General features: G+C 65.9%; 21 protein-coding genes and 1 pseudogene. 12 read left to right on the top strand and 10 right to left on the bottom strand.

Annotation, left to right across the window (positions count from 1 at the left end; genetic code table 11):
• Nucleotides 1-177 precede the first annotated feature (177 nt).
• Both BST40_RS07230 and BST40_RS07225 read left to right on the top strand, forming a co-directional pair.
• Nucleotides 178-1,689 (top strand): DEAD/DEAH box helicase, encoded by a 1,512-nt coding sequence (locus BST40_RS07230; RefSeq protein WP_075548306.1) that lies wholly within the window; start codon nt 178-180, stop codon nt 1,687-1,689.
• A 15-nt stretch (nt 1,690-1,704) separates the two neighbouring features.
• Complete coding sequence (locus BST40_RS07225; protein WP_083153871.1) at nt 1,705-2,928, top strand: Rv3212 family protein; 1,224 nt, start codon at nt 1,705-1,707, stop codon at nt 2,926-2,928.
• A 91-nt stretch (nt 2,929-3,019) separates the two neighbouring features.
• Here BST40_RS07225 and BST40_RS07220 read toward each other — a convergent pair whose 3' ends face one another.
• Complete coding sequence (locus BST40_RS07220) at nt 3,020-3,820, bottom strand: ParA family protein (RefSeq protein WP_023371712.1); 801 nt, start codon at nt 3,818-3,820, stop codon at nt 3,020-3,022.
• A gap of 76 nt (nt 3,821-3,896) precedes the next feature.
• Between BST40_RS07220 and BST40_RS07215 the strand changes: the two genes are divergently transcribed.
• From BST40_RS07215 to BST40_RS07205, 3 genes and pseudogenes are all read left to right on the top strand, one after another.
• A complete protein-coding gene (locus tag BST40_RS07215; RefSeq protein WP_075548308.1) occupies nt 3,897-4,496 on the top strand; it encodes an acid phosphatase in 600 nt (199 codons plus the stop codon).
• Complete coding sequence (locus BST40_RS07210; protein ID WP_083153869.1) at nt 4,493-5,593, top strand: isochorismate synthase; 1,101 nt, start codon at nt 4,493-4,495, stop codon at nt 5,591-5,593. Before BST40_RS07215 ends, BST40_RS07210 begins: the two co-directional genes overlap by 4 nt.
• Nucleotides 5,590-6,081: pseudogene (locus tag BST40_RS07205) on the top strand (GNAT family N-acetyltransferase). Before BST40_RS07210 ends, BST40_RS07205 begins: the two are co-directional and overlap by 4 nt.
• On the opposite strand, the gene BST40_RS07200 reads toward BST40_RS07205, so the two are convergent.
• A complete protein-coding gene (locus tag BST40_RS07200) occupies nt 6,033-6,413 on the bottom strand; it encodes a hypothetical protein (protein WP_083153889.1) in 381 nt (126 codons plus the stop codon). The pseudogene BST40_RS07205 and the gene BST40_RS07200 overlap by 49 nt on opposite strands.
• Before the next feature lie 437 nt (nt 6,414-6,850).
• Between BST40_RS07200 and BST40_RS07195 the strand changes: the two genes are divergently transcribed.
• The gene (locus BST40_RS07195) at nt 6,851-7,837 is read left to right on the top strand and encodes a diacylglycerol/lipid kinase family protein (protein WP_083153868.1); all 987 of its coding nucleotides are present in this window, start codon (nt 6,851-6,853) and stop codon (nt 7,835-7,837) included.
• A 254-nt stretch (nt 7,838-8,091) separates the two neighbouring features.
• Entirely contained in the window at nt 8,092-8,346 is a 255-nt protein-coding gene (whiB1, locus tag BST40_RS07190) for a transcriptional regulator WhiB1 (RefSeq protein ID WP_023371700.1), read from the top strand.
• Between the two features lie 58 nt (nt 8,347-8,404).
• Here whiB1 and BST40_RS07185 read toward each other — a convergent pair whose 3' ends face one another.
• A complete protein-coding gene (locus BST40_RS07185; protein WP_075548311.1) occupies nt 8,405-9,907 on the bottom strand; it encodes a sensor histidine kinase in 1,503 nt (500 codons plus the stop codon).
• 46 nt (nt 9,908-9,953) lie between these two features.
• Nucleotides 9,954-10,169 carry a biotin/lipoyl-binding carrier protein gene (locus BST40_RS07180; protein WP_075548336.1) on the bottom strand — a complete coding sequence of 72 codons (216 nt, stop codon included), beginning with the start codon at nt 10,167-10,169 and terminating at the stop codon, nt 9,954-9,956.
• Nucleotides 10,170-10,368: 199 nt separating this feature from the next.
• Between BST40_RS07180 and BST40_RS33150 the strand changes: the two genes are divergently transcribed.
• The gene (locus BST40_RS33150) at nt 10,369-10,443 is read left to right on the top strand and encodes a 50S ribosomal protein bL37 (protein WP_089025046.1); all 75 of its coding nucleotides are present in this window, start codon (nt 10,369-10,371) and stop codon (nt 10,441-10,443) included.
• Nucleotides 10,444-10,683: 240 nt separating this feature from the next.
• On the opposite strand, the gene rsrA is transcribed toward BST40_RS33150, so the two are convergent.
• On the bottom strand, nt 10,684-10,989 hold the full coding sequence (gene rsrA / locus BST40_RS07170) for a mycothiol system anti-sigma-R factor (RefSeq protein ID WP_075548312.1): 306 nt from the start codon (nt 10,987-10,989) through the stop codon (nt 10,684-10,686).
• Entirely contained in the window at nt 10,986-11,636 is a 651-nt protein-coding gene (locus tag BST40_RS07165) for a sigma-70 family RNA polymerase sigma factor (RefSeq protein ID WP_162877407.1), read from the bottom strand. The genes rsrA and BST40_RS07165 overlap by 4 nt, the downstream gene beginning before the upstream one ends.
• 347 nt (nt 11,637-11,983) lie before the next feature.
• Between BST40_RS07165 and BST40_RS07160 the strand changes: the two genes are divergently transcribed.
• Nucleotides 11,984-12,832 carry an SDR family oxidoreductase gene (locus BST40_RS07160; RefSeq protein ID WP_075548314.1) on the top strand — a complete coding sequence of 283 codons (849 nt, stop codon included), beginning with the start codon at nt 11,984-11,986 and terminating at the stop codon, nt 12,830-12,832.
• Nucleotides 12,833-12,881: 49 nt separating this feature from the next.
• Here the strand turns inward: BST40_RS07160 and BST40_RS07155 are convergent, their stop codons facing one another.
• The 3 genes from BST40_RS07155 to BST40_RS07145 are packed head-to-tail and all read right to left on the bottom strand — an operon-like array spanning nt 12,882 to nt 16,912.
• Complete coding sequence (locus tag BST40_RS07155; protein ID WP_075548315.1) at nt 12,882-13,694, bottom strand: alpha/beta fold hydrolase; 813 nt, start codon at nt 13,692-13,694, stop codon at nt 12,882-12,884.
• Between the two features lie 3 nt (nt 13,695-13,697).
• Nucleotides 13,698-15,398, bottom strand: a complete 1,701-nt coding sequence (locus BST40_RS07150) for a PHA/PHB synthase family protein (protein ID WP_075548316.1) — start codon at nt 15,396-15,398, stop codon at nt 13,698-13,700.
• Between the two features lie 2 nt (nt 15,399-15,400).
• The gene (locus BST40_RS07145) at nt 15,401-16,912 is read right to left on the bottom strand and encodes a long-chain-fatty-acid--CoA ligase (RefSeq protein WP_083153865.1); all 1,512 of its coding nucleotides are present in this window, start codon (nt 16,910-16,912) and stop codon (nt 15,401-15,403) included.
• Nucleotides 16,913-17,055: 143 nt separating this feature from the next.
• Between BST40_RS07145 and BST40_RS07140 the strand changes: the two genes are divergently transcribed.
• Nucleotides 17,056-18,279: a PucR family transcriptional regulator gene (locus tag BST40_RS07140; RefSeq protein ID WP_082275536.1), complete on the top strand. Its 1,224-nt coding sequence runs from the start codon at nt 17,056-17,058 to the stop codon at nt 18,277-18,279.
• A gap of 302 nt (nt 18,280-18,581) precedes the next feature.
• Here the strand turns inward: BST40_RS07140 and BST40_RS07135 are convergent, their stop codons facing one another.
• On the bottom strand, nt 18,582-19,862 hold the full coding sequence (locus BST40_RS07135; protein ID WP_425270693.1) for a PucR family transcriptional regulator: 1,281 nt from the start codon (nt 19,860-19,862) through the stop codon (nt 18,582-18,584).
• Nucleotides 19,863-19,997: 135 nt separating this feature from the next.
• Here BST40_RS07135 and BST40_RS07130 point away from each other — a divergent pair, with 135 nt between their 5' ends.
• Both BST40_RS07130 and BST40_RS07125 read left to right on the top strand, forming a co-directional pair.
• The gene (locus BST40_RS07130; RefSeq protein ID WP_083153863.1) at nt 19,998-21,785 is read left to right on the top strand and encodes a DUF3556 domain-containing protein; all 1,788 of its coding nucleotides are present in this window, start codon (nt 19,998-20,000) and stop codon (nt 21,783-21,785) included.
• Entirely contained in the window at nt 21,782-23,203 is a 1,422-nt protein-coding gene (locus tag BST40_RS07125) for a phytoene desaturase family protein (RefSeq protein ID WP_083153862.1), read from the top strand. The genes BST40_RS07130 and BST40_RS07125 overlap by 4 nt, the downstream gene beginning before the upstream one ends.
• The last annotated feature ends 80 nt before the right edge of the window (nt 23,204-23,283 follow it).

Below are 23,283 nucleotides of genomic sequence, written 5' to 3'. Positions count from 1 at the left end.
TGGGTGCTGCTACTACCGGGAAATGTGCGTGCACGTAGCTGCGCCCGCCCAGATCGAGCAGCGGGCCGGCCTCTCGGCGACATATCGGAGTCGGAACTCGTGCGCGCGACGAAACCGCGACAAAGAAGTACCGACACCAGACCGATACTCGTCACCGAAAGGCTCTTCACCCCCCTAATGACCGCACTCAAAAGCACAACCGAACATAGCTTTGCCCAACTCGGAGTCCGCGACGAAATTGTGCGCGCACTACGGCAAAAGGGCATTGAGCATCCCTTTGCTATCCAAGAACTCACCCTGCCCCTGGCGCTGGCCGGAGAAGACGTGATCGGCCAAGCCCGAACGGGCATGGGCAAGACTTTCGCGTTCGGCGTGCCGCTGCTGCAGCGCATAACCTCCGAAACCGCCGTGCGGCCCCTCACCGGCACCCCCCGGGCCTTGGTGGTGGTGCCCACCCGCGAATTGTGCCTGCAGGTCACCGACGACCTGGCCACTGCGGCCAAGTACCTCACCGCCGAGGAAACGCGTCGCTTGGCGGTGGTCTCCATTTACGGAGGGCGGGCCTACGAGCCGCAGGTCGAGGCGCTGCGCGCCGGCGCCGACGTCGTCGTGGGCACCCCGGGCCGGCTGCTGGATCTGTCCCAGCAGGGCCATCTGCAGCTGGGCGGGCTATCGGTGCTGGTGCTCGACGAGGCCGACGAGATGCTGGACCTGGGCTTTCTACCCGACATCGAGCGCATCCTGCGGCAGATCCCGGCCGAGCGGCAATCGATGCTGTTCTCGGCGACCATGCCGGACCCGATCATCACCCTGGCCCGCACCTTCATGGTGCAGCCGACACATATCCGAGCCGAGGCACCGCACTCCCTGGCCGTGCATGACACCACCGAGCAGTTCGTCTATCGAGCCCACGCCCTGGACAAGGTGGAACTAGTCAGCCGGATTCTGCAGGCCCGGGACCGGGGCGCGACGATGGTCTTCACCCGCACCAAGCGCACCGCCCAGAAGGTTGCCGACGAGTTGAACGAACGCGGTTTTGCGGTGGGCGCCGTGCACGGTGATCTCGGGCAGGTGGCGCGCGAGAAGGCGCTCAAGTCGTTCCGCGCCGGCGAGATCGACGTCCTGGTCGCCACCGACGTGGCCGCGCGCGGCATCGATATCGACGATGTCACCCACGTCATCAACTACCAGTGCCCCGAAGACGAGAAGATGTATGTCCACCGCATCGGGCGCACCGGCCGGGCCGGACGCACCGGCGTCGCGGTCACCCTGGTGGACTGGGATGAGCTGGACCGCTGGACGATGATCGACAAGGCACTGGGCCTGGGCTCCCCCGACCCCGCCGAAACCTACTCCAGCTCACCGCACCTGTATGCCGAGCTGTCCATCCCCGCCGAGGCCGCGGCCACCATCGGTCCCCCGCGCGGATCGCAGCCCAAGCGCCGTGCCAGCGATCAGGAAGGCCAGCCATCGGTAACCGCGCGCTCCAGCGCGAGGCGTCGACAGCGCACCCGCGGCGGCAAACCGGTCACCGGGCATCCCGCCACCAGCCCGGCGAATGAGGCTGCCGCAGAGACGGGGTCCGGTTCCGGGTCCGCGTCCCCCTCGGCCAACGGGAACACCCGGCGCCGGCGTCGACGCCCAAAGCCCGCCTGCGTCCCGGACAACGCGACCGCCTCGGCCAACTGAGGCCCACGCTCGAGCATGGTCAAACCGGAGCGGCGCACCAGGGGCGATGTGCTGGCCGCCGCGGCCATCGTTGTGGTCATCGCCGTGGTTGCGGCACTGATCTGGTGGACCAGCGACGCCCGGGCCACCATCAGCCGTCCGGCCGCGACTCCGGTGCCCAACCCGACGCCGGCCCGGGAGGTCCCGGGCACACTGAAGCAGCTCTGGAGCGCGCCCAGCCCCGCCAGCCGCGTGCCCGTCGCGGTCGGCGGGACCGTCGTCACCGGCGACGGACGCCACGTGGACGGGCGAGATCCGGCCACCGGTGAGACGCTGTGGAGCTACGCCCGCGACACCGACCTGTGCGGGGTGACCTGGGTCTACCGCTACGCCGTCGCCGTCTACCGCGACGACCGCGGGTGCGGTCAGGTCAGCACTATCGATGGGTCGACCGGACGCCGCGGACCCGCCCGTAGCAGCTACGCCGACCCGCGGGTACGCCTATCCTCCGACGGCACGACGGTGTTGTCGGCCGGCAGAACCCGCCTGGAGCTGTGGCGATCCGACATGGTCCGGATGCTGTCCTATGGCGAGACCGACGCCCGGGTGAAACCGTCGAATCGGGGTCTGCACTCGGGGTGCACGCTGGAATCGGCCGCGGCCAGTTCGTCATCGGTGGCAGTTCTCGAGGCTTGCGCCAACCAGGCCGATATGCGGCTGGTCCTGCTACGGCCCGGCAAGGAAGAGGACGAGCCGGAACAGCGGATCGTGCCTGAACCCGGGATTCGGCCGGGGTCGGGCGCTCGGGTACTGATCGTCTCGCAGAACAACACCGCGGTGTACCTGCCCGGTGAATCCGGCGCGCAGCCACGAGTCGACGTGATCGACGAGACGGGGACCACCGTGGCGAGCACACTGCTGCCCAAGCCGCCGTCACCCGAGGCCACGGTGTCGCAGAGCGGCAACCTGGTGACGTGGTGGACCGGCGATGCACTGCTGGTTTTCGACAGCGGCAAACTGACCCAGCGCTACACCATCGCCGCCGGCGAGACGGCGGCGCCGGTAGGACCCGGGGTGATGATGGCAGGTCAGCTGATCGTGCCGGTCACCGGCGCGATCGGTGTCTACGATCCGGTCAGCGGCGCCAACACCCGTTACATTCCGGTGGACCGTCAGCCGAGCGGCTCGGCGGTGATCCCGGTCGTGGTGGGATCCAGGGTGATCGAGCAGCGTGGCGACTCGGTGGTGGCATTGGGCTGAATCCGGCGCCCGCCGCCAGGGGCGAGCAGACGCACAATCGCACAGCGCCGGGTGTTTGGATGCGATTCGGTGTCTGTTCGCGCGGCCAAATCTAAAGCTCGACAGCGAATGTGGGCAGCGGCTTGCCCGACTTCCAGTGCTTCAGTAGCGCCTGGGCCAGGTCGCGATAGGCCACCGCGCCCTTGTTCTTGCGCCCGGCCATGACCGACGAGCCCGATGCGCTGGCCTCGGCGAAACGCACCGTGCGCGGAATCGGCGGGGCCAGCACTGGCAGGCCGTAGCGATCGGCGACATCGAGCAGCACGTCGCGGGTATGGGTGGTTCGGGAGTCATAGAGGGTAGGTAGTGCCCCCAGCAACCGCAGATTCGGGTTGGTGATCTGCTGAACGTCAGCGACGGTGCGCAGGAGCTGTCCAACACCGCGGTGGGCCAGCGTCTCGCACTGCAACGGAACAATGACTTCGTCGGCGGCCGTGAGTCCGTTGAGCGTGAGCACCCCCAACGACGGCGGACAGTCGACGATGACCACGTCGAACTGGTCGGAGAGTTTGGCCAGCGCCCGTTTGAGCGCATATTCCCGGCCGGCACGCATCAACAACATGGCCTCGGCGCCGGCCAAGTCGATGTTGGCCGGCAGCAGCGCCATTCCTTCCATGGTGGTCACCAGCGCGGTGTTCGGTTCCACCTCCCCGAGCAGCACCTCGTGCACGGACACCGGTAGCTTGTCGGGGTCCTGGCCAAGCGAGAATGTCAAACAACCCTGCGGATCCAGGTCGACGAGTAGCACCCGCCGACCCTTATCCACCATCGCCGCGCCGAGCGAGGCGACCGTCGTCGTCTTGGCCACCCCGCCCTTCTGGTTGGCCACCGCCAGTACCCGGGTCTCTGTCACAGTGCCATCCTGGCACGTACCCGCCAGTCTGGTAGGGGCGACGGGTCCGGCATGTCGTCCGGCACAATCGGTCGGCATGGGCATACACGAACACCGGCTGCTGCTGGTCCGCCACGGCGACACGGAGTGGTCGAATTCGGGCCAGCACACCGGCCGAACCGATATCGAGCTGACCGAAACCGGCCGGATACAGGCTGAGCTGGCCGGAAAGGCTCTGGGCGAACTCGATCTCGACGACCCACTGGTGATCAGTAGCCCACGTAAACGGGCGCTGACCACCGCCGAGTTGGCCGGGCTGACGGTCGATGAGATATCTCCGCTGATCGCCGAATGGGACTATGGCGCCTACGAGGGGCTGACGACCGCACAGATCCACGAGGTCGAACCAGATTGGCTGGTATGGACGCACGGATGCCCCGACGGTGAGAGTGTCGCGCAGGTCAGCGAGCGCGCTGACCGGGCTGTCGCGCTGGCACTGGAACACCTGGCGTCACGCGACGTCGTGTTCGTCGGCCACAGCCACTTTTCGCGGGCGGTGATCACCCGCTGGATCGAGCTACCGCTCGTCGAGGGTACCCGCTTTTACATGCACACCGCTTCGGTCAGCATCTGCGGGTTCGAACACGGGATACGCCAGCTCTGCGCGCTCGGAGTGAAGGGGTATCCCGGCAAGTGAGCCCCATTGAGCCGCCCTTCGCGCTGTGCGGCCCCCGACGAACTCTGGTCGCCGACGGGGTGCGATCACATTACCGCGACATACGGGCGGCGCAAGCGGCGCTGCGCTCCGGTTCTGTGCCGATGATATTGGGCGCGTTGCCGTTCGACGTGAGCGAACCGGCCGCGTTGATGGAGCCGACGAGCGTGCAGCGCCTCGATGCGCTGCCCGGCTGGCCAACCGGCCCGCTGTCGGCGGTTCACGTCAGCGCCGCCGTTCCGCCGCTCGCCGAGCATCGCGCCCGAATCAGCTATGCGCGGGATCAGCTTGCCGCACTTGATAATCCACTGCGCAAAGTGGTGCTGGCCCGGGCATTGCGGCTTACCGCCGACGCTCCGCTGGACGCCCGCGTCATCCTGCGCCGGTTGGTCGCGGCCGACCCGGCGTCCTACGGCTATCTGGTCGACCTGAGCGCCGCCGGCGACGATTATCTGGGAGTGGCGCTGGTGGGAGCCAGTCCGGAACTGCTGGTCGCGCGATCCGGCAACCGGGTCACCTGCCAGCCGTTCGCCGGGTCGGCCCCCCGCGCTGCCGACCCCGAAATCGATGCCGCCAATGCGGCTGCACTGGCCGGCTCGGCCAAGAACCGGCACGAGCATCAGCTGGTTATCGACACCATGTGCGCGGCCCTGGAACCCCTCTGCGAAGACCTGGAAATGGCATCCGAGCCCCAACTGACCCGCACCGCGGCGGTCTGGCACCTATGCACTCCGATCACCGGTCACCTGCGCGACACAGCAACTACCGCAATCGATTTAGCGCTTGCCCTGCATCCCACGCCCGCCGTCGGCGGAGTGCCGACAGGCGCCGCCGGCGAGCTCATCGCTGCACTGGAAGGCGACCGCGGCTTCTACGCGGGCGCCGTAGGTTGGTGCGATGCGCACGGTGACGGCCGCTGGGTGGTGTCCATCCGCTGCGCTCAGCTATCAGCCGACCGTCGAACCGCGATCGCCCACGCCGGCGGCGGTATCGTCGCCGAATCCGATCCTGATGACGAAGTTGAGGAGACCACAACGAAATTCGCGACGATGCTGACCGCATTGAGAGTACTGCAATGACCGAGAAAATCCGCGGCGCCATACTGGAAGACATCGTCGATATCGTGGCCATGGTTCACCATCTCGCGGGATTCGAGCGCGTCGCCGATCAATGCATGCTCACCGAAACACAAATGTATACAGGCTTTTCGGCCCGTCTCCGACGGTTCGAGGACACGTCGTCGACAGCGACGGTCAGGTTGCCGCGAATTCGGTTGTGGTTTCCGAGCTTCTCCACCTGGGACGGTGTCGCCGGCGACTTTCTAGAAGATCTCTATGTGCGGCTGAGCTTTCGCCGCCGTGGCCTCGGCCGCAGGCTGCTGGCCACACTGGCCGGCGAATGCCTCGACAACGGCTACACACGGCTGCCCTGAGCCGTGCTGAACTGGAATTCCGATGCCTCCGATGCCGTAGCCCCCTACGACGGGATCGGTGGATAGCCGCGGCGCGAGTGGACCACCTATCGGCTGTCCGGGCCGGGCTTGGTTGCGTTGGCCGGACCGCGGTGATCGCTGCCGGCCACCCAGCGCAGCGCCGGAGGGCTGAAGAGCAGTACCAGAACCGCCAGCGCCACGATCGCTACCGGGATCCCGAACGCCGGCTGCCGAGAGCCGACGCTCAGATACCACGCCACCGGCAGCAGCAATAGCTGGGTGAACACGGCCACGCCACGGCCCCAGCGTTTGCCGATCACCAGAGCGCTGCCGCCGGCCAACACCCCGCCGCCAATCAGCACGAACCAGACCGCGGTTCCGAGCCCATTGACCACGTGTTGATCGGCCCCGGCAAGGCCGCGCACCACCAACACCGCAGCCGTCACCAAGGCCGCTGTGCCCTGCATTGCGACGATCAGTCCGGCGCCGCGCACGGTGGTCGGAGCAGTCACAGCATCAGCGTAGCCAGTGCGGCGTTGCGGCACCGTCGCCGCGCTTCAGTTGGAACGCACTAGCCAATCCTGTCGCTTTGATCGCAATTGTCACGTGAGCCTCTGCCGTGGGAGGTCCCCAATTTTCCCAGCTCCGAGCGACAACTCGCCATCACCTGACACTCGTCACAGCGTGACGCCGGTGCGGCTGTCGCGGAAAGCCGGGCAAAACGGATGCCGACCACCGTGCGTTCAATCAGGCAATGTGGCGGATATGAGCCCCTGCGGTCGCTGGCCCACCCGCTGCTCAACGGGCCCCACCGGCCCGCATCGTCACACGGCACAGCCCCATTGCCGCGCTCCTCAACGGGCCCCACCGGCCCGCATCGTCACACGGCTTAGGCTCATGCCTCATGCGCGCCGTGCTGATCGTCAACCCCACCGCCACTTCCATCACACCGGCCGCCCGCGACCTGGTAGCCCACGCGCTCAAGAGCCGGCTGCAACTCACCGTCGAGCACACCAACCACCCCGGTCACGGGGCCGAACTCGGTCAAGCGGCGGTTGCCGCCGGGGTGGACGTGGTTGTGGTGCACGGCGGCGACGGCACGGTAAGCGCAGTGGTCAACGGCATGCTGGGCCGCCCCGGATCGACCCCGTCGGGTCCCATACCGGCGGTCGCAGTGGTGCCTGGCGGCTCGGCGAACGTCCTGGCCAGAGCGCTGGGGATGTCACGCGACCCGATTGCTGCCACCAACCAGCTCATCCAGCTGTTCGACGACTACGGCCGGCGTCCACAGTGGCGCCGCATCGGCCTGATCGATTGCGGTGACCGATGGGCCGTGTTCAACACCGGAATGGGCGTTGACGCCGAGGTTGTAGCGGCCGTCGAGGCCGAACGCAGCAAGGGTGGCAAAGTCACGGCCTGGCGCTACATCCGTGCCGCGGTTCCCGCCGTGCTGCGCTACCGGAATCGCGAACCCGTCCTTAGGCTGGAACTTCCGGGCGGTGAGCCGATTCCCGGGGTGAGCTTCGTCTTCGTGTCCAACTCGAGTCCGTGGACCTACGCAAACGACCGGCCGGTGTGGACCAACCCTGGCTGCACCTTCGAGTCCGGCCTGGGCGTGTTCGCCCTCACGACCGTGAAGACGATCCCGACGCTGCGCATCGTCCGGCAGATGTTCGCCAAGAGGCCGAAGTTCGAGTTCAAACATCTCATCACCGACGATGACGTGGCCTGCGTACGGGTCACCAGCACCGCGGCTCCAGTTGCCTGTCAGTTCGACGGGGATTACCTCGGCGAGCGCCAAACCATGACCTTCCGGGCGGTTCCCGACGCGTTGGCGGTGGTCGCCCCTCCCCCCAAAAATTGTTCTGACCTGCGGCGATCCAAGCTGTAACAACCTTGGGACGCAAATGCGGAGCGCAATTGGGAGGCAGTGTAGTACAAATGAGTAAGGGCTTTGGTAAGAGAACGTCAAAGTGAGATAGCCCACGCGCTCAGGTAACACTATTGACATCTGTTGAGCCTGTGAAACGATCAAAAGGTTGCATGCAGAGACATGTAGGGGTACGGATACCTTTCTTGTGCACGCGTTAAGCCAGGAAATACGCCCGTGCGCCTTGCTGCGCATTTAGTGAGGAGTAGTGACTAATGGATTGGCGCCACAAGGCGGTCTGCCGTGACGAAGATCCGGAACTGTTCTTCCCGGTAGGGAACAGCGGCCCGGCGCTCGCGCAGATCGCTGACGCGAAACTGGTCTGTAATCGATGCCCGGTAACCACGGAATGCCTCAGCTGGGCCCTGAACACCGGCCAGGACTCGGGCGTCTGGGGCGGCATGAGCGAAGACGAGCGGCGCGCGCTGAAGCGCCGCAACGCCCGGACCAAGGCCCGTAGCGGAGTCTGACGACTCGGTAGCACAGCTGTGCGGCCCCGGCGAATGTCGGGGCCGTATTGTTGCGCGCTCATTGCACCATCAACCGGCCACGCCGGCCGATCGGCACCCGCAACACCACATCGGTTCCGCGTTCAGGAGCCTCACGCATACCCAAGGAACCGTCCAACTCCGCTGAGACTAGCGTCCGCACGATCTGCAAACCGAGACTGTCGGACTTCTCCAGGTTGAACCCTTCGGGCAAACCCCGTCCGTCGTCGTGAACCACGACATCGAGCCAACGCGCCGAGCGCTCGGCACGAATCGTCACAGACCCACCTTGAGCGGCGGGGTCGAACGCGTGCTCGATCGCATTCTGCACCAATTCGGTGATCACCATGATCAGGGCTGTCGCGCGGTCGGAGTCCAGCACACCGAGGTCACCTACCCGGTTGATGCGGATCGGCCGGTCCACCGACGCCACGTCGTTCATGATCGGCAGAATCCGGTCGATGACCTCGTCGAGATTCACCTGCTCGTCCACCGACATCGACAGCGCGTCGTGGACCAAAGCGATCGACGACACCCTACGCACCGACTCGATGAGGGCTTCCCGACCTTCGGCATTGGCGGTCCGCCGGGCCTGCAGCCGTAGCAGCGCCGCCACGGTCTGCAGGTTGTTCTTCACTCGGTGGTGGATTTCCCGGATCGTCGCGTCCTTGGATATCAGGGCCCGGTCTCGCCGTTTCACCTCGGTGACGTCGCGGATCAGGATGGCGGCACCCGCGCTGGCGCCGTGGACCATCAGCGGCAACGTCCGCAGCAGCACCGTGGCACCGCCGGCGTCGACCTCCATCCGCATACTGGGCCCGCCGGTGAGCAGGTCGCGCACATGCTCGGCGACCTCTTCGGCCTCGAACGGATCCGAAATCAGCGGCCTGGTGACCTCGACCAGGTTGTGTCCCTCCAATTCCGTGGTCAGGCCCATCCGATGATAGGCCGACAGCGCGTTGGGGCTGGCGTACGCGACGACACCGTCGACGTTCAACCGAATGAAGCCGTCGCCTGCCCGCGGGGTCGAACGCGACATAGCCACGTCCCCGACGTCGGGAAATGTGCCTTCGGACAGCATGTGCAGCAGGTCGATCGCGCACTCCCGGTAGGCCGTCTCCAGGTGGCCGGACGCTCGTTGTGCCGCCACCGCCGTTTGGTGCTGCGTCAGCACCGCCACCACCTGGCCGCCATACCGCACCGGGGAGGCCGCAACGTTGGGCCCTGGCAGGTCACCCGAATGGCACTCGGCATCGCCTTGCCATTTGGCGGCGCCTGACGTGAAAGTCTCGGCAACCAGCGGCAGCTTGTCGCCGGCGACGGCGGTGCCCACCGCGTCGGTCTGCAGCACCGTGGGCGCGGTGTTGGGTCGACATTGCGCCACGCATACCAGCACGCCGTCGTCGCGACGAACCCACATCAAGTAGTCGGCGAACGACAAGTCGGCAAGGAGCTGCCACTCCCCCACCACCGCATGCAGGTGGTCGACGGCATTGCCCGGCAGGACAGTGTGTTCGGCCAGTAGATCACCGAGAGTGGACATCAAGAACTCCCGAGACGCTCCCGGTTGGCAGGTATAGGTCCAACGGCTAACTGATCACCGCGATGAGATCGCCGGCCTGAATGACATCGCCTACGGCCACGCTCACCTTGCTGACGGTGCCGTCCACCTCGGCCAGGACGGGAATCTCCATCTTCATCGACTCCAACAGCACCACGACGTCACCCTTACCGATTTGGTCACCTTCGCTAACCACGACTTCGAGCACGCTGGCCACGATCTCGGCGCGAACATCCTCGGACATCTTCACCCCACTCGTTCCGGCCATTTCCATGCTGACTGCTGGTCTATCGGGCTGCGATCAGCTCATGTATATCGAACCATAAGGCCTGCGACGGTTGCGGCGCGCGGGCTACCGCAGCCGCGTCAGTGACCGCGTGAGACACTGGACCCCAACCGCGGGGCCGAGTTGCCCGCTGCTGACTCGATACGGAGGTTCGGTGATGGCCAAGCGTGGCCGAAAGAAGCGCGACCGCAAATACAGCAAAGCCAACCACGGCAAGCGCCCGAACGCCTAGCCCGGCGACGATGCGGACCGCGTAGCGGTCTGAGGAGGAGCCGGGCAATCAGGCCTAGCCCGGCGACGATGCGGACCGCGTAGCGGTCTGAGGAGGAGCCGGGCAATCAGGCCTAGCCCGGCGACGATGCGGACCGCGTAGCGGTCTGAGGAGGAGCCGGGCAATCAGGCCTAGCCCGGCGACGATGCGGACCGCGTAGCGGTCTGAGGAGGAGCCGGGCAATCTAGGCCCGGCAATCCCTTACTCGCTATGACGGATGATGGTTGTCCGGCGTATCTCCAGCCGCACTCGCTCGTGCAGGCTTGCGGGTGCCTTCTCGCCTTTGCACTTGGTTGCTATCAGTAGCTTGATCCGCTCCTCCAGCCCGTAGTGCTTCAGGCAGCCGGGGCAGTCTTCGAGGTGTTGGCGTAGCTTCTGGCGTGTCTCGGCTGTGCACTCACCATCGAGCAGCGTCCATACCTCGGCAATCACCTCGGCACAGCCGACGTAACCATGGGAGTCTTCGCGGTCCGGGCTCGAGTCGCTTGAGCTGACTAAGTCGCTCATGACGACACCTCCTCGTGGGGCTGATCACCGCGGACAAAGCCCCGCTCTTTGGCAACGTCAGCCAAGAGAGCCCGCAGCTGGCGGCGACCGCGGTGCAGCCGCGACATCACCGTCCCGATCGGGGTATCCATGATCTCGGCGATCTCCTTGTAGGGAAAACCCTCGACGTCGGCGTAGTAGACCGCCATCCGAAATTCCTCCGGCAAGGCTTGCAGCGCCTCTTTGATTTCGGAGTCCGGTAACGCCTCGAGCGCCTCGACCTCAGCCGAACGCAGCCCGCTCGAGGAGTGCTCGGCGTTGGCGGCCAGTTGCCAGTCGGTGATCGCCTCGGTCGGATACTCCGCAGGTTGACGCTGCTTCTTGCGGTAGCTGTTGATGTAGGTGTTGGTTAGGATCCGGTACAGCCAAGCCTTGAGGTTGGTGCCTTCCCGAAAGGAGCGGAATCCCGCGTAGGCCTTCACCATGGTCTCTTGCAGCAAGTCCTCGGCATCGGCCGGATTGCGTGTCATGCGCAGCGCGCCACCATATAACTGGTCGAGCAGTGGAATCGCGTCGCGCTCGAAGCGCGCGGTCAGTTGCTCGTCCGTCTCCGCATTCGGCTGGGGACCGGGAACCTCCGACCGGGTCTCGCCATCGATGTCGGCCATCTTGATTAACACGGTCCCTTCGGTTGCGGTGTCACCGGACAGCTTCACAGGCCGTGCCGGATTCGCACGGAAGCGATCCAACTGCTCCTCACATAGCAGGCTCGTCGCAGTTGACACCGGGCTCCCTTCCCCCAATGTAGAGGTCGCGACCGACGGCATTTGCCTCGGTCCGTTGATTCTTCTTATCGCCGGACGGCCGCAAGGACCGCATCAATCAACGGCGCGAGCAGGCACACTATTTCCGAGCCGCAGCTCCGGCGGGGCCGCTGGACGCTCACCCGAGCCAGCGAGGCGCGCGGGGACGTCCCGCAATCCGGATGGGTCGCCGGTCACGTTAGTGTGACGCCATGTCCCTTAACGGCAAGACCATGTTCATCTCTGGCGCCAGTCGTGGCATCGGCCTGGCGATCGCCAAACGCGCCGCACAAGACGGCGCCAACATCGCCTTGATCGCCAAGACCGCCGAACCCCACCCGAAACTGCCGGGCACGGTGTACACCGCCGCCAAAGAGTTGGAGGAAGCCGGCGGTCAGGCCCTGCCGATCGTGGGGGATGTCCGAGACCCGGACTCGGTCGAGTCCGCGGTCGCCCAGACCGTCGAACGGTTCGGCGGCATCGACATCTGCGTCAACAATGCCTCGGCGATCAACCTCGGCTCCATCACCGAAGTCCCGATGAAGCGCTTCGACCTGATGAACGGCATCCAGGTGCGCGGTACCTACGCCGTGTCGCAAGCGTGCATCCCACACATGAAGGGTCGGGAAAACCCGCACATTCTGACGCTGTCGCCACCGGTGTTGCTGGACAAGAAGTGGCTGAAGCCGACGGCCTACATGATGGCCAAATTCGGCATGACACTGTGCGCGCTGGGGATCGCCGAGGAGATGCGCGACGAGGGGATCGCGTCGAACACGTTGTGGCCACGCACCTTGGTGGCCACGGCCGCGGTGCAGAACCTGCTCGGCGGCGACGAGGCGATGGCGCGGGCCCGTAAGCCCGACGTCTATGCCGATGCGGCCTACGTCATCCTCAACAAGCCTTCCCGCGAATACACGGGCAACTCGGTGCTGTGCGAGGACGTGCTGGTGGAATCCGGCGTCACCGATTTGTCGGTATACGACTGCATGCCGGGGGGCAAGCTCGGCGTCGACCTGTGGGTGGAAGAGGTCAACCCGCCGGGCTACGTTCAGCCTTGATCCCGCTGGCCGAACCGGCAACACCGGGCATCGCGGCCTGTGCCTGGGCTCAGCCCAGGAACTGTTCGATGACGGGAGCGAGCTCGACCGCGTTGTGCACGAGGTCGATGTGGCCCCCGGAATGCAGGTGCAGCCGCGAGTGCGGTAGCAAGGTGTTCATGATGTGAGCGTTGGCAACCGGAATGATCGGATCATCGGTGCCCGCCACGATCAACGTCTCCTGGCGCACCGCCGGTAGCGCGAACAGGCTCGTCCACACCGAACCGGCGAGCAGCTGGTGAAGGTAGCCGACCTTGGATCCGGCACGCAATTGCCGCACGAACAGTTGCGCCACGTCGTCGCCGTGGGCACGGACGGTACCACCGTAGAGTTCAGCGGCGATGGATGCCGCATAGTTGGGATTCGAAAAGCGGCGCGGGGTAAGCATTTTCGTTAGAACCCGGGGGTGGCCGGGAACCATGACCACCCCTGTGCCCGTGGCGACCAATACCAGGCGACGGCATCGGCGCGGATTCTGGAAGGCGAACTGCTGCGCCAAGGCGCCTCCCCAGGACAGGCCGAGCACATCCACCACCCCGAGATCGAGCTTGCGCAGGATCCTGCCCAACACCCAGGCGAGATAGGGAAACCCATAGGGCAGAACGGATGTGGGTGATCCGCCGGTTCCGGGAACATCGAATCTGATGACCGTGGAGTCCAGTTCCTGCACCAGCGGATCGAGCACTTCCAGGCTCGCCCCGATGCCGTTGCACAGCACCAACGGCACGCCGGTTCCTTGGCGTACGTTGACTCGGATCCGCTGTCCGCCGGCGAAGACATGGCGCTCTTCGCCGTGTGCGCTCGTGCGGTGGCTACCGGGCATCGCTCATTTCTCCCTCACATAGGTACCCGGTGCCGGGCCGAGCGGTGGCAGACCCGGGCCGCCAAGCGCCGTCGGCGCGTCGATCTCCGGACCGCTGCGCTCGGCGAGCCAGCTCACGTAGTCGGGCCACCACGAGCCCGCGAACTGCTGAGCAGCGTCAAGCCACTGTTGAGGATCCTCGGCGTCGACCGGACTCGTCCGGAACGACGCCTTCGGGTTGCCGGGCGGGTTGACCAGAGCGGCGATGTGACCGCTGGTCGACAAGACATAACGATTGTCCTTGCTGCCCAGCAGCCGCGCGCTGCGATAGGTCGCCTGCCACGGGGAGATGTGGTCGGCGACGCCGCCGATCACATATGCGTCGGAGGTGACGTTGCCCAGGTCGACCGGGCTGCCCAACATGGTGACTTCGCCGGGGGTCACCAGCGCGTTCCGCAGCCCCATGAGCACCATGTCGCGGTGCAGTGCCGCGGCCATCCGGGTGGTGTCGGCGTTCCAGAACAACACGTCGAAAGCCGCCGGCTTGCGGCCCTGCACGTAGTTGTTCACCCAGTACCGCCACACCAGGTCGGTGGGTCGTAGCCAGGCGAACATCTCGGCCATGTCGCGCCCGTCCAGGTAGCCCTTCCTGGCCGAAACCCGAATGGCGGTTTGCGCGGCGCGATCGCTCATGGCCGCGACGGCAAGACCGGCACGGGTCTCATCCAGCACGGTGACTGCCAAGGTAAGCCCAGCCACCCGATCGCCCTCACCGATATGGGCGAGGTGGGCTGCCGTCATCGCCGCGATGATGCCACCCGAGCAGCTTGCCAGCAGGTGCACGCTGTCGGTCCCGGCGACATTCTGGACCGCGTCCATCGCCTCCACGATCGCCCCACCGTAGGCGTCGAAACCCCAATCTCGATGGCGCGCCTGGGGATTACGCCACGAAATCGCGAAGACCTGCTGGCCCTGCTGCAGGAAGTACTCGATCATGCTGCGTCCCGGTGCGATGTCCATGATGTAGAACTTGTTGATCACCGGCGGCACCATGAGCAACGGAATCGTCCGTACCTTGGCCGTTTGCGGGGTGTACTGGATCAGTTCGAACATCGAGGTTTGCAGCACCACCGCCCCTTTGGTGATGGCGACGCTCTCGCCCAGCACAAAGGCGTCGGGCTCGACCATCGATGGTACCCGCGGCTTTGAAAGCATGTCGCGGACAAAGGCTTTCACACCTCGCAGGGCACTCAGGCCACCGGTGTCGATCAGCGCTTTCCAACCGAGCGGACTGATCAGCGGGTTGTTGCTGGGCGCCAGGCCCTCCACCAGATTGTCGACGACAAACTGCATCTTCTCCTGGTCGCGCCAATCCAGCTCGGCGTCGGCAAGCAACCCTTCTGCAGTCTCGGCACCGGCCAGATAGGCCTGCATGACCCGGTGCAGCAGCGGATTCTGTTGCCAGGCAACGTCATTGAAGCGCTTGTCGGCCCGCGCCGGGGCACGGTGCGACTTCCCCGCCGCGATAGCGCCAAGCTCACGGGTAAGCGTGGCGGCGCGGCCGGTCACGGCGCCGGGGCGCTGGGCGAGATTGGCGCCGAGCCGGGCCCAGGTGGCGTCGGGCGTCATCCGGCTGGCAAACGGCCGGGTGGCGCTGGTGAGCAACAGGTCCAGCGGTGCGGCCAACTCGTCGGGCGCAGTGGTTGGTTTCGGAGACTCGGCCATGGTTATCGTGCGCTTTCACTTGTCGGAACGATGATTTCGCGTTTGAGGACCTTGCCGGTGGGTCCTTTGGGCAGCGCATCAATGAGCCAGACCCGGCGCGGGTACTTGTAAGCGGCGATCCGGTCCTTGACGTAGTCACGCAGCTCGTCGGGACTGACCTCCACACCCTTCTTCAGCGCGACCGCGGCGCCGACCTCCTCACCGAGGGAGTCGTGCGGGATGCCGATGACGGCGGCCTCGGCCACCGCCGGATGCTCGTAGAGCACTTCCTCGATCTCGCGGGGATAGACGTTGTAGCCGCCGCGGATGATGAGGTCTTTGGTGCGGTCGACGATGTAGAAATAGCCGTCGTCGTCGACGCGTCCGACGTCCCCGGTGGCCAGCCACCCGTCGGGCGTGATCGCGGCCTTGGTCGCCTCGGGCAGGTTCCAGTAGCCCTGCATCACGTTGTGGCCGCGGATCTGGATCTCACCGGTTTCACCGGCCGGGACCTCGGCTCCACCGGGGTCGACGACCCGCATCTGCACACCTTCGATCGGCGTGCCGATCGACCCGGCCTTGCGCGGCCGGTGCGGATGATTGAACGCGGCCACCGGAGAACTCTCGGAGAGTCCGTAACCCTCGAGAACGGCTGAGCCGAATACCTTTTCGAAATCCGCGAGAACTTGGACGGGCAACGCCGCGCCACCGGACACGCGGACCCGCAGGGTCTGCGTCGCCTCCGGTTTGACCGTGTCGGCCACGCTGAGCAATGCCGAGTACATCGTCGGCACCCCCTGGAAGACGGTGCCCGCGTCCCGCTCGATCACCTCGAGCGCCTTGCGGGGGTCGAACCGCGGAATGAGCGTCAGCGTGGCACCCGCGACGACGGCCGAGTTGAGGCCGCAGGTGAGACCGAAGACGTGGAACAGCGGCAGGCATCCCATCACCACGTCGTCCGGCCCGGTCTCGATCAGGGTGCGAACGCTGACCTCGGCGTTGCGGCTCAGGTTTGCGTGAGTGAGCGTGGCCCCCTTGGGTTTTCCCGTTGTTCCGGAGGTGTGCAGGATGATCGCGACGTCGTCGTCGTCACGATGCACGGGGTTGTCCTGGGCGGGTAGGTCTGCGATCAGCGCGGCCAGCCCGGGGTCGTCGACGAGCCAGCATTGCGCGCCGGCCTCGACGGCGCCGGCGCTGGCCTCGTCGGCGAAGGCAGGTGTCGCGAACAGCGCTTTGGCGCCGCTGTTGGACAGGTAAAACGACACCTCGCGGGCTTTCAACAACGGGTTCATCGGGACCGCGACGGCACCGCGGTACATGATCCCGTAGAACGCGATGGCGAATGCCGGGGTATTGGGCAACATCACGCCCACCCGATCACCCGGCTCGACACCGGCCCGCTCCAGCAGTGTCGCCACCCGGGCCGCGGCGGCGTCGAGTTCGCCGAAGGTGACCTGCAGATCGTCACATCGCAACGCAATACGTTGGGGGTGGCGATCTTTCGATGCGACGAGGTTGGCGCTCAGCGTTACCATCAGGTGCCTCCGAAGGTGCTTAGGGTGGTTGTTTCCATGGTCACTCCGGGGACTTCGGGTCACAATGTCCGCTCGCACAACAGTCGGGGCAGTTCGCTGTGACGGCGCACATCCGCAACCGGTTGGGGCATAAAGTTCACAGGATGAGCGCGGCGACACATCCAGCCGGCGTCAGACATGGCGCCACACCCGATCCGCACATCATCGAACTCGGCAAGCTCATGCTGACGCGCGCGCCGCAGCTGGGCGAGGCGATGGCGGATCTGCTGTGCCGCGAGATCGACGCATATCGTGACGGCACCGTGGTCAGCAAGGACGAAGTACGCCAAAGCTGCGTGGCCAACCTCACGTTCATCTTCGACTCACTCGCCGGCGACGCCGATGCGGACGTCTCACCCGCGGAGCGCACCGGCACCATCCGCGCTCTGGCCGGGGTGCCGCTGCCTGCGGTGATGACCGCCTATCGAATCGGTTTCCGATTCATGTGGGAGCAGACCCTGGCCGCCGGGCGAGCCGCGGGCATGCCAACCGAGTCGATCCTGGATGCCACCGCGCGGGTGTTCCTCGCGCAGGACACCTTCACGCAAGCGATGGCCAGCGCTTACCGCCAACAGCTGACCACCCAGATCCTCGAGCTGGAGGAAGAGCGCTCGGCGCTGGTTGAAGCGCTGCTGTCGCGGCGGATCACCGACGGTCATAGCCTCTGGGAGGCGGCCGACCTGCTGCGGTTGCCCACTTCGGGGCCGTACGTGGTCGTGGCGGCGGAGCTGCCGGCGATCGGCAAGTTGGGGTTGCCCGCCATCGAAAACAAGCTCTCGGCCCGCGACATCCGCTCGGCGTGGCGGCTGTTGCCGGAATTACAGGTCGGCATCGTCCATCTGCGGGGCCGGGATTCGGTCGAGACCCTCGGTGTACTTGTCGAGGTGCTGCGGCAGTCCGCCACCGCGCGCGTCGGGATCAGCCAGCCGTATCACGAACTCGCCGAAACCAGCGACGCGTTGCGCTGCGCCCGGCTGGCGGTCACCGGAAAGCCGTCGGGCGACTCGCTCGTTGCCGTCTTCGACGACGCCCCGCTCGCGGTCGCGGCGGTCAGCGCCCCGGAAGTCATGTCGAAGGTCAGGTCGTCGGTGCTCGGCCGGCTGGATGCACTGCCGGCCGAGGAGCGCTCGGTGCTGCTCGACACTTTGCAGGCTTGGCTACACGCGGGCGGCTCTGCCAACCAGGCCGCCGCGACGATCTTCTGCCATCCCAACACCGTGCGGCACCGGCTGCGCCGCATCGAGGAGCTGACCGACCGGTTACTTTCGCGCCCAACGGATCTCGCCGAGTTGTGTCTGGCCCTCGAGGTCCAGCGACGACTGCCCTGACAGCGCACCCTCCGCACTGGCCTTGTTGCCGGAAGACAAAACCGGCTGGCAACTTCGTCGGTTGACGACATTCATCCGCCCGGGCGCAGTCAGTATGTTTTCGGGTCAGCGCTCGCTGATCCCAGTTGCGCAGTGACACAACGTCGTTCACCTTCACTACAGAAAGAAATGTGATCCGATCATGCAGTACTTAACCATCGCCGGAATGCTTGTTCTCATCCTGTTCCCGCTGCTCCTCCCGGCAATCATCACCGCTGTGCACGCCTTCACGAGCCCGGCCGCCGAGTAAGCCCGCGGCTGGGCTATTTCGGCTGCACCACCGCGGCGCCATACCAGTGACAGGCGAGCAATGCGAGTTCTACGTCGAGCCGGTCGCTGCCGATGTCCCGGCCCCGCCGGGCAATGGCGCGGCCGACTCGATACTTCACCGTGTTGAAGTGCATGTTGAGTTCCGCGGCGGCGGCCTTGTAGCTGGCGCCGCAACCCAGGAACACCCGCAGCGTCTCCCGCAGGCGCTCGTCGTTCTCGTCGTCCCTCGCCAGGTCTTTGAGCACCCGGGCTACCCAGTCGCGGGTGCCAGCCACATCGCCACCGAGACGCGCCACGACGGACAGCCCCGGGTCGCCGGCAGCTACCACCGTCGCCGCGCGGCGATCGCCGGCGATCGCGACGCCGTGGGCCTCGCTCGCTTCCCGGTGGGTGCGGCGGAAGCCCTCGACGCCGCCGGACATGTTTCCTATGGCCACATTTGGTGAATTCGGCCAAGACAGCGCGAACTGCCTGACCTGCGAAACCGCATCCGCGACGGCGGCCCGAAAAGGCAGCCAGGCCCATCCGCAACTACGGTCGGCGGCCACGAAGAGGGGGCTGGCGTCCGCGCCGACGGACTCACCCAGCCCGCGAAGAAACCGTTGCAGCCGGGGAAGTTCATCGACATCGAAACCTTGGTCCCCGGACCACATAATCAGCCCGACGTGGTGCCACCGCAACGGATAGCGAATCGCGGCGGTTGCCGCGTCGACATCGAAGCTCTTGGTCGCGCCCAGCAGTTCGCGCACCCGCACGCCCCGCAGGGCGTTCTGGTTTTCCAGCCATCGTTCGCGCTCGTCTTCGTAAACCGCGACGACTTGCTGCGACATCCAGTCGATGTATGCGAAGATCGCGGCGTTCATCGCCTCGATCACCGCAACCCGCATCGAGTCCGGGATCTCGGTGGCGCGAATTTCGGCGAAAATCAGCTCGTTCATCCTGCGCTGACCTAACCGATAGGCGCGTACCAACGCGTGGACGGGCACCCCGTGTTGCGCCAGCCGGCGAGCGTATTCCAGCGCCGCGGTGGGCGCCTCGACCCGCTCGACCGCGATGTCGTACTGCAACGCGTGCAGCATCGTGTCCACGTTGCCCTCGATGCTGGCCCCGAGCAGCTCCATGATCCGCGCGTCGCGGCGCAGATCCGGGATCTGCCCCTCGAGGGCACCATGGATCTCCGACGTCACGTCGGCCAACCGACGCTGCAGTCGGCCGGCGACCTCGGCCACGTAGCGGCTCACCTCGACGTCGCTGCCGGGACCCATCTCCTCCACCTGGTTGACGTTAGCCGCCGCAGTTGTTTTCTGGCGATAAGGCCGGTACCCGGTTTTGTCGATTCGCGACGGTGTCAGGTCTCAAGGCGATTCCTAACGTTGTCGAAATTCATCGCAACCCAAGGAGCGAACACAATGGGATTCACAAGACCGGCTCTCCCCGCACTCGATCCGGATGCGTTCCTGCGCAAACCGTTGATGGAGCGAATGCGGATCCTCGCCGCCGATTGGGCCGAAAACGGTTTCGGCGCACCGCGGATGGTGCACCTTATCTACGTTGCGAAGCTGGTGGTGTTCTTCGCGATCGGTGGCATCACGGTGGCCACGGCGACGTCGGGACTGCCGGCCTTCTGGCACGTCACCGAATGGTGGAACCAGCCCATCGTCTACCAGAAGGTCATCCTGTGGACCGTGCTGCTGGAGGCCATTGGTGTGGCCGGCTCGTGGGGTCCGCTGGCCGGCAAGATCAAGCCGATGACCGGCGGCATCCTGTTCTGGGCCCGACCGGGCACCATCCGGCTGCGGCCGTGGAAGTGGGTGCCGTTCACCACCGGTGACCGACGCACCTGGTTCGACGTCGGGCTCTACCTGGCACTGTTGGTCAGCTTGGCCATCGCATTGCTATCACCGGGCGTGCACAGCGACTCGCTCTCAAAGACTGTGCCGCACAATACTTCCGGGCTGGTCAGCCCTGGGCTGCTGGCCGGGCCGATCGTGCTGCTGGTGCTGATCGGTCTGCGGGACAAGACCATCTTCCTGGCGGCCCGCGGTGAGCAGTACTTCCCGGCGCTGGTCTTCTTCAGTGTTTTTCCGTTCTCGAGTTTCACCGACATGATCATCGCGCTGAAGATGCTGATCGTGGTGGTCTGGGTGGGCGCCGGCTTCTCGAAGTTTGGCAAGCACTTCTCCAACGTCATTCCGCCGATGGTCAGCAACAGCCCCTTCATCCCGTTCAAGCGGCTCAAGCGGGCGCACTACCGTGACTTCCCTCGCGATCTGCTGCCGTCGCGGGTGGCTCATTTCATGGCGCACGTCAACGGCACCTTCGTCGAGATCGTCGCCCCACTGGTCCTGTTCTTCTCCACGAACAAGTGGCTGACCCTGGTCGCGGCGCTGTTCATGGTGGGGTTCCACGTGTTCATCATCTCGACCTTCCCGCTGGCCGTTCCGCTGGAGTGGAACGTCGTATTCGCTTACGCGACAGTGTTTTTGTTCCTGGGATTCCCGGCCTGGAACAGCTATTACGTCACCGACATGTCATCGCCATGGCTCGCGGTCGTGCTGGTCGCGGGTCTGCTGTTCTTCCCGGTGCTGGGAAACCTGCGGCCGGACAAGGTCTCCTTCCTGCCGTCGCTGCGGCAGTATGCCGGCAACTGGGCCGCTGCGGTGTGGGCGTTCGCGCCGGGCACCGAGGCGAAGCTGGACCGGATCACCCGGTCGGCGCGCAACCAGGTCGACCAGTTCGTCGCGTTCGGCTACGAACCGCAGTGGGCGGAAGTCACCGCGCAGAAGACGATCGCGTGGCGCGCCATGCACAGTCAGGGCCGCGGCCTGTTCTCGCTGCTGTTGAAGCACCTGCCGGACGTCGACGCGCGCACCGTCCGGGAAGGCGAGTTCTTGTGCAACTCCTTAACCGGGTTCAACTTCGGCGACGGTCACCTGCACAATGAAGACTTGATCCGGGCCGTACAGCGTCAAGCCGAATTCGAGCCGGGCAAGTGCGTCATCGCCTGGGTGGAGTCGGAGGCATTCGGCAGCGGGGTTCAGCACTACAAGCTGATCGACGCCGCACTCGGGGTCATCGAGCGCGGCACCTGGAAGGTGGCCGACGCGGTCTCCGAGCAGCCCTGGCTGCCGAACGGCCCCATCCCGACTCAGGTGAGCTGGTCATCGCACGGCAACCAGCTCAGCGCAGCGGCATGAGCACCGCGCTGGTGGTGGGCGGCGGGCCCAACGGACTCGCCGCGGCCATCGCTTTGGCCACCGCGGGCGTGCAGGTCACCGTGCTCGAGGCTGCCGATGAAGTCGGTGGTGGTGCGCGCAGCAGCGAAGCGATAGTCCCCGGGCTGCTGCACGACCACTGCTCGGCCATCCACCCGATGGCCGTCGGCTCGGAGTTCCTGAGCCGCGTCGATCTGCAACGCTACGGCCTATCGTGGCGCTGGCCGGAGATTGATTGTGTGCACCCGCTCGACGGCGGTAGCGCCGGCGTGTTGTACCGCTCGGTGGAGCAGACCGCGGCGGGGCTGGGTCGCGACGGATCGCGGTGGCGGCTCACCTTCGGCTACCCGGCCGCCCGGTTCGACGCCCTGAGTGAGGACATCATGCGGCCATTGCTGCGGTTCCCGCGCCATCCACTGATGCTGGCCCGGTTCGGCGCACCCACCGTGCTTCCCGGGTCCGCATTGGCCCGCGTGTTTCGCACCGAGGAGGGGCGGGCGTTGTTCGGAGGCGTTGCGGCCCATGCCTTTCGGCCGCTGCACTACCCGATGACCTCCGCGATCGGGATGGGCATCATCGCGGCCGGCCACCGGCACGGCTGGGCGGTGGCCGAGGGTGGATCGCAATCGATCACCAACGCAATGGTGGCGCTGCTGGGCGACCTGGGCGGCAAGATCGAGACCGGTGTCCGGGTCGCGACGGCGTCGCAGCTGCCACCGACGGACGTCACGATGTTCGATCTGGCGCCGAGCGTGGTCGCCGCGATCCTGGGTGACCGTCTTCCGCGCCGAGTTTGCCGCGCCTTCACCAGGTTTCGGCGTGGTCCGGGCGCGTTCAAGGTCGATTTCGCGGTCGAGGGCGGGGTGCCCTGGGCGAGCCCGGATGCCCACCGGGCCGGCACGGTGCACCTGGCCGGCAGCTACTCCGAACTTGCCGCGACCGAGCGAGACATCCATGCCGGACGTATGCCCCAGCGGCCGTTCGTGCTGGTTGGTCAGCAGTACCTGGCCGATCCGCAACGTTCGGTGGGTAACGTCCACCCGGTGTGGAGCTACGCGCATGTCCCGAACGGCTACACCGGCGACGCGACCGAGGCGATCATCGCCCAGATCGAGCGGTTCGCCCCCGGGTTCCGGGAACGCATTGTCGGACTTGCCGCCCGCACCACAGTGCAAATGTCTTCCTACAACGCCAACTATGTCGGCGGTGACATCATGACCGGCGCCAAGGACATCCGCCAGCTGGTATTCGGGCCGCGAACCACGCTGTCGCCCTACACCATTGGTGTACCCGGGATGTACATTTGCTCGGCGGCCACCCCGCCGGGACCCGGTGCGCATGGAATGTGCGGCGCCAACGCTGCCACGCTTGCGCTCGCCCAGCTGGCTCGGCGAGCGTAACGCCACTGCTGGGAGCGCTGCCGGGCGAGCAGACAGAGAATCGCCCAAGTCCCCATGGAATGGTGCGATTCTGCGCCTGC

It is taken from the genome of Mycobacterium persicum, from assembly GCF_002086675.1.
Taxonomy (GTDB): Bacteria; Actinomycetota; Actinomycetes; order Mycobacteriales; family Mycobacteriaceae; genus Mycobacterium; species Mycobacterium persicum.
The sequence above is the reverse complement of the archived record's forward strand: the minus strand, read 5'-3'. Positions and strand labels throughout refer to the sequence as shown.

Coding starts and splice junctions, on each gene's coding strand:
- BST40_RS07230 (WP_075548306.1), top strand. CDS start 178: ATGACCGCACTCAAAAGCACAACCGAACATAGCTTTGCCCAACTCGGA.
- BST40_RS07225 (WP_083153871.1), top strand. CDS start 1,705: ATGGTCAAACCGGAGCGGCGCACCAGGGGCGATGTGCTGGCCGCCGCG.
- BST40_RS07215 (WP_075548308.1), top strand. CDS start 3,897: ATGGGCATACACGAACACCGGCTGCTGCTGGTCCGCCACGGCGACACG.
- BST40_RS07200 (WP_083153889.1), bottom strand. CDS start 6,413: ATGCAGGGCACAGCGGCCTTGGTGACGGCTGCGGTGTTGGTGGTGCGC.
- BST40_RS07195 (WP_083153868.1), top strand. CDS start 6,851: ATGCGCGCCGTGCTGATCGTCAACCCCACCGCCACTTCCATCACACCG.
- whiB1 (WP_023371700.1), top strand. CDS start 8,092: ATGGATTGGCGCCACAAGGCGGTCTGCCGTGACGAAGATCCGGAACTG.
- BST40_RS07185 (WP_075548311.1), bottom strand. CDS start 9,907: ATGTCCACTCTCGGTGATCTACTGGCCGAACACACTGTCCTGCCGGGC.
- BST40_RS07180 (WP_075548336.1), bottom strand. CDS start 10,169: ATGTCCGAGGATGTTCGCGCCGAGATCGTGGCCAGCGTGCTCGAAGTC.
- rsrA (WP_075548312.1), bottom strand. CDS start 10,989: ATGAGCGACTTAGTCAGCTCAAGCGACTCGAGCCCGGACCGCGAAGAC.
- BST40_RS07165 (WP_162877407.1), bottom strand. CDS start 11,636: ATGGCCGACATCGATGGCGAGACCCGGTCGGAGGTTCCCGGTCCCCAG.
- BST40_RS07160 (WP_075548314.1), top strand. CDS start 11,984: ATGTCCCTTAACGGCAAGACCATGTTCATCTCTGGCGCCAGTCGTGGC.
- BST40_RS07155 (WP_075548315.1), bottom strand. CDS start 13,694: ATGCCCGGTAGCCACCGCACGAGCGCACACGGCGAAGAGCGCCATGTC.
- BST40_RS07150 (WP_075548316.1), bottom strand. CDS start 15,398: ATGGCCGAGTCTCCGAAACCAACCACTGCGCCCGACGAGTTGGCCGCA.
- BST40_RS07145 (WP_083153865.1), bottom strand. CDS start 16,912: ATGGTAACGCTGAGCGCCAACCTCGTCGCATCGAAAGATCGCCACCCC.
- BST40_RS07140 (WP_082275536.1), top strand. CDS start 17,056: ATGAGCGCGGCGACACATCCAGCCGGCGTCAGACATGGCGCCACACCC.
- BST40_RS07130 (WP_083153863.1), top strand. CDS start 19,998: ATGGGATTCACAAGACCGGCTCTCCCCGCACTCGATCCGGATGCGTTC.
- BST40_RS07125 (WP_083153862.1), top strand. CDS start 21,782: ATGAGCACCGCGCTGGTGGTGGGCGGCGGGCCCAACGGACTCGCCGCG.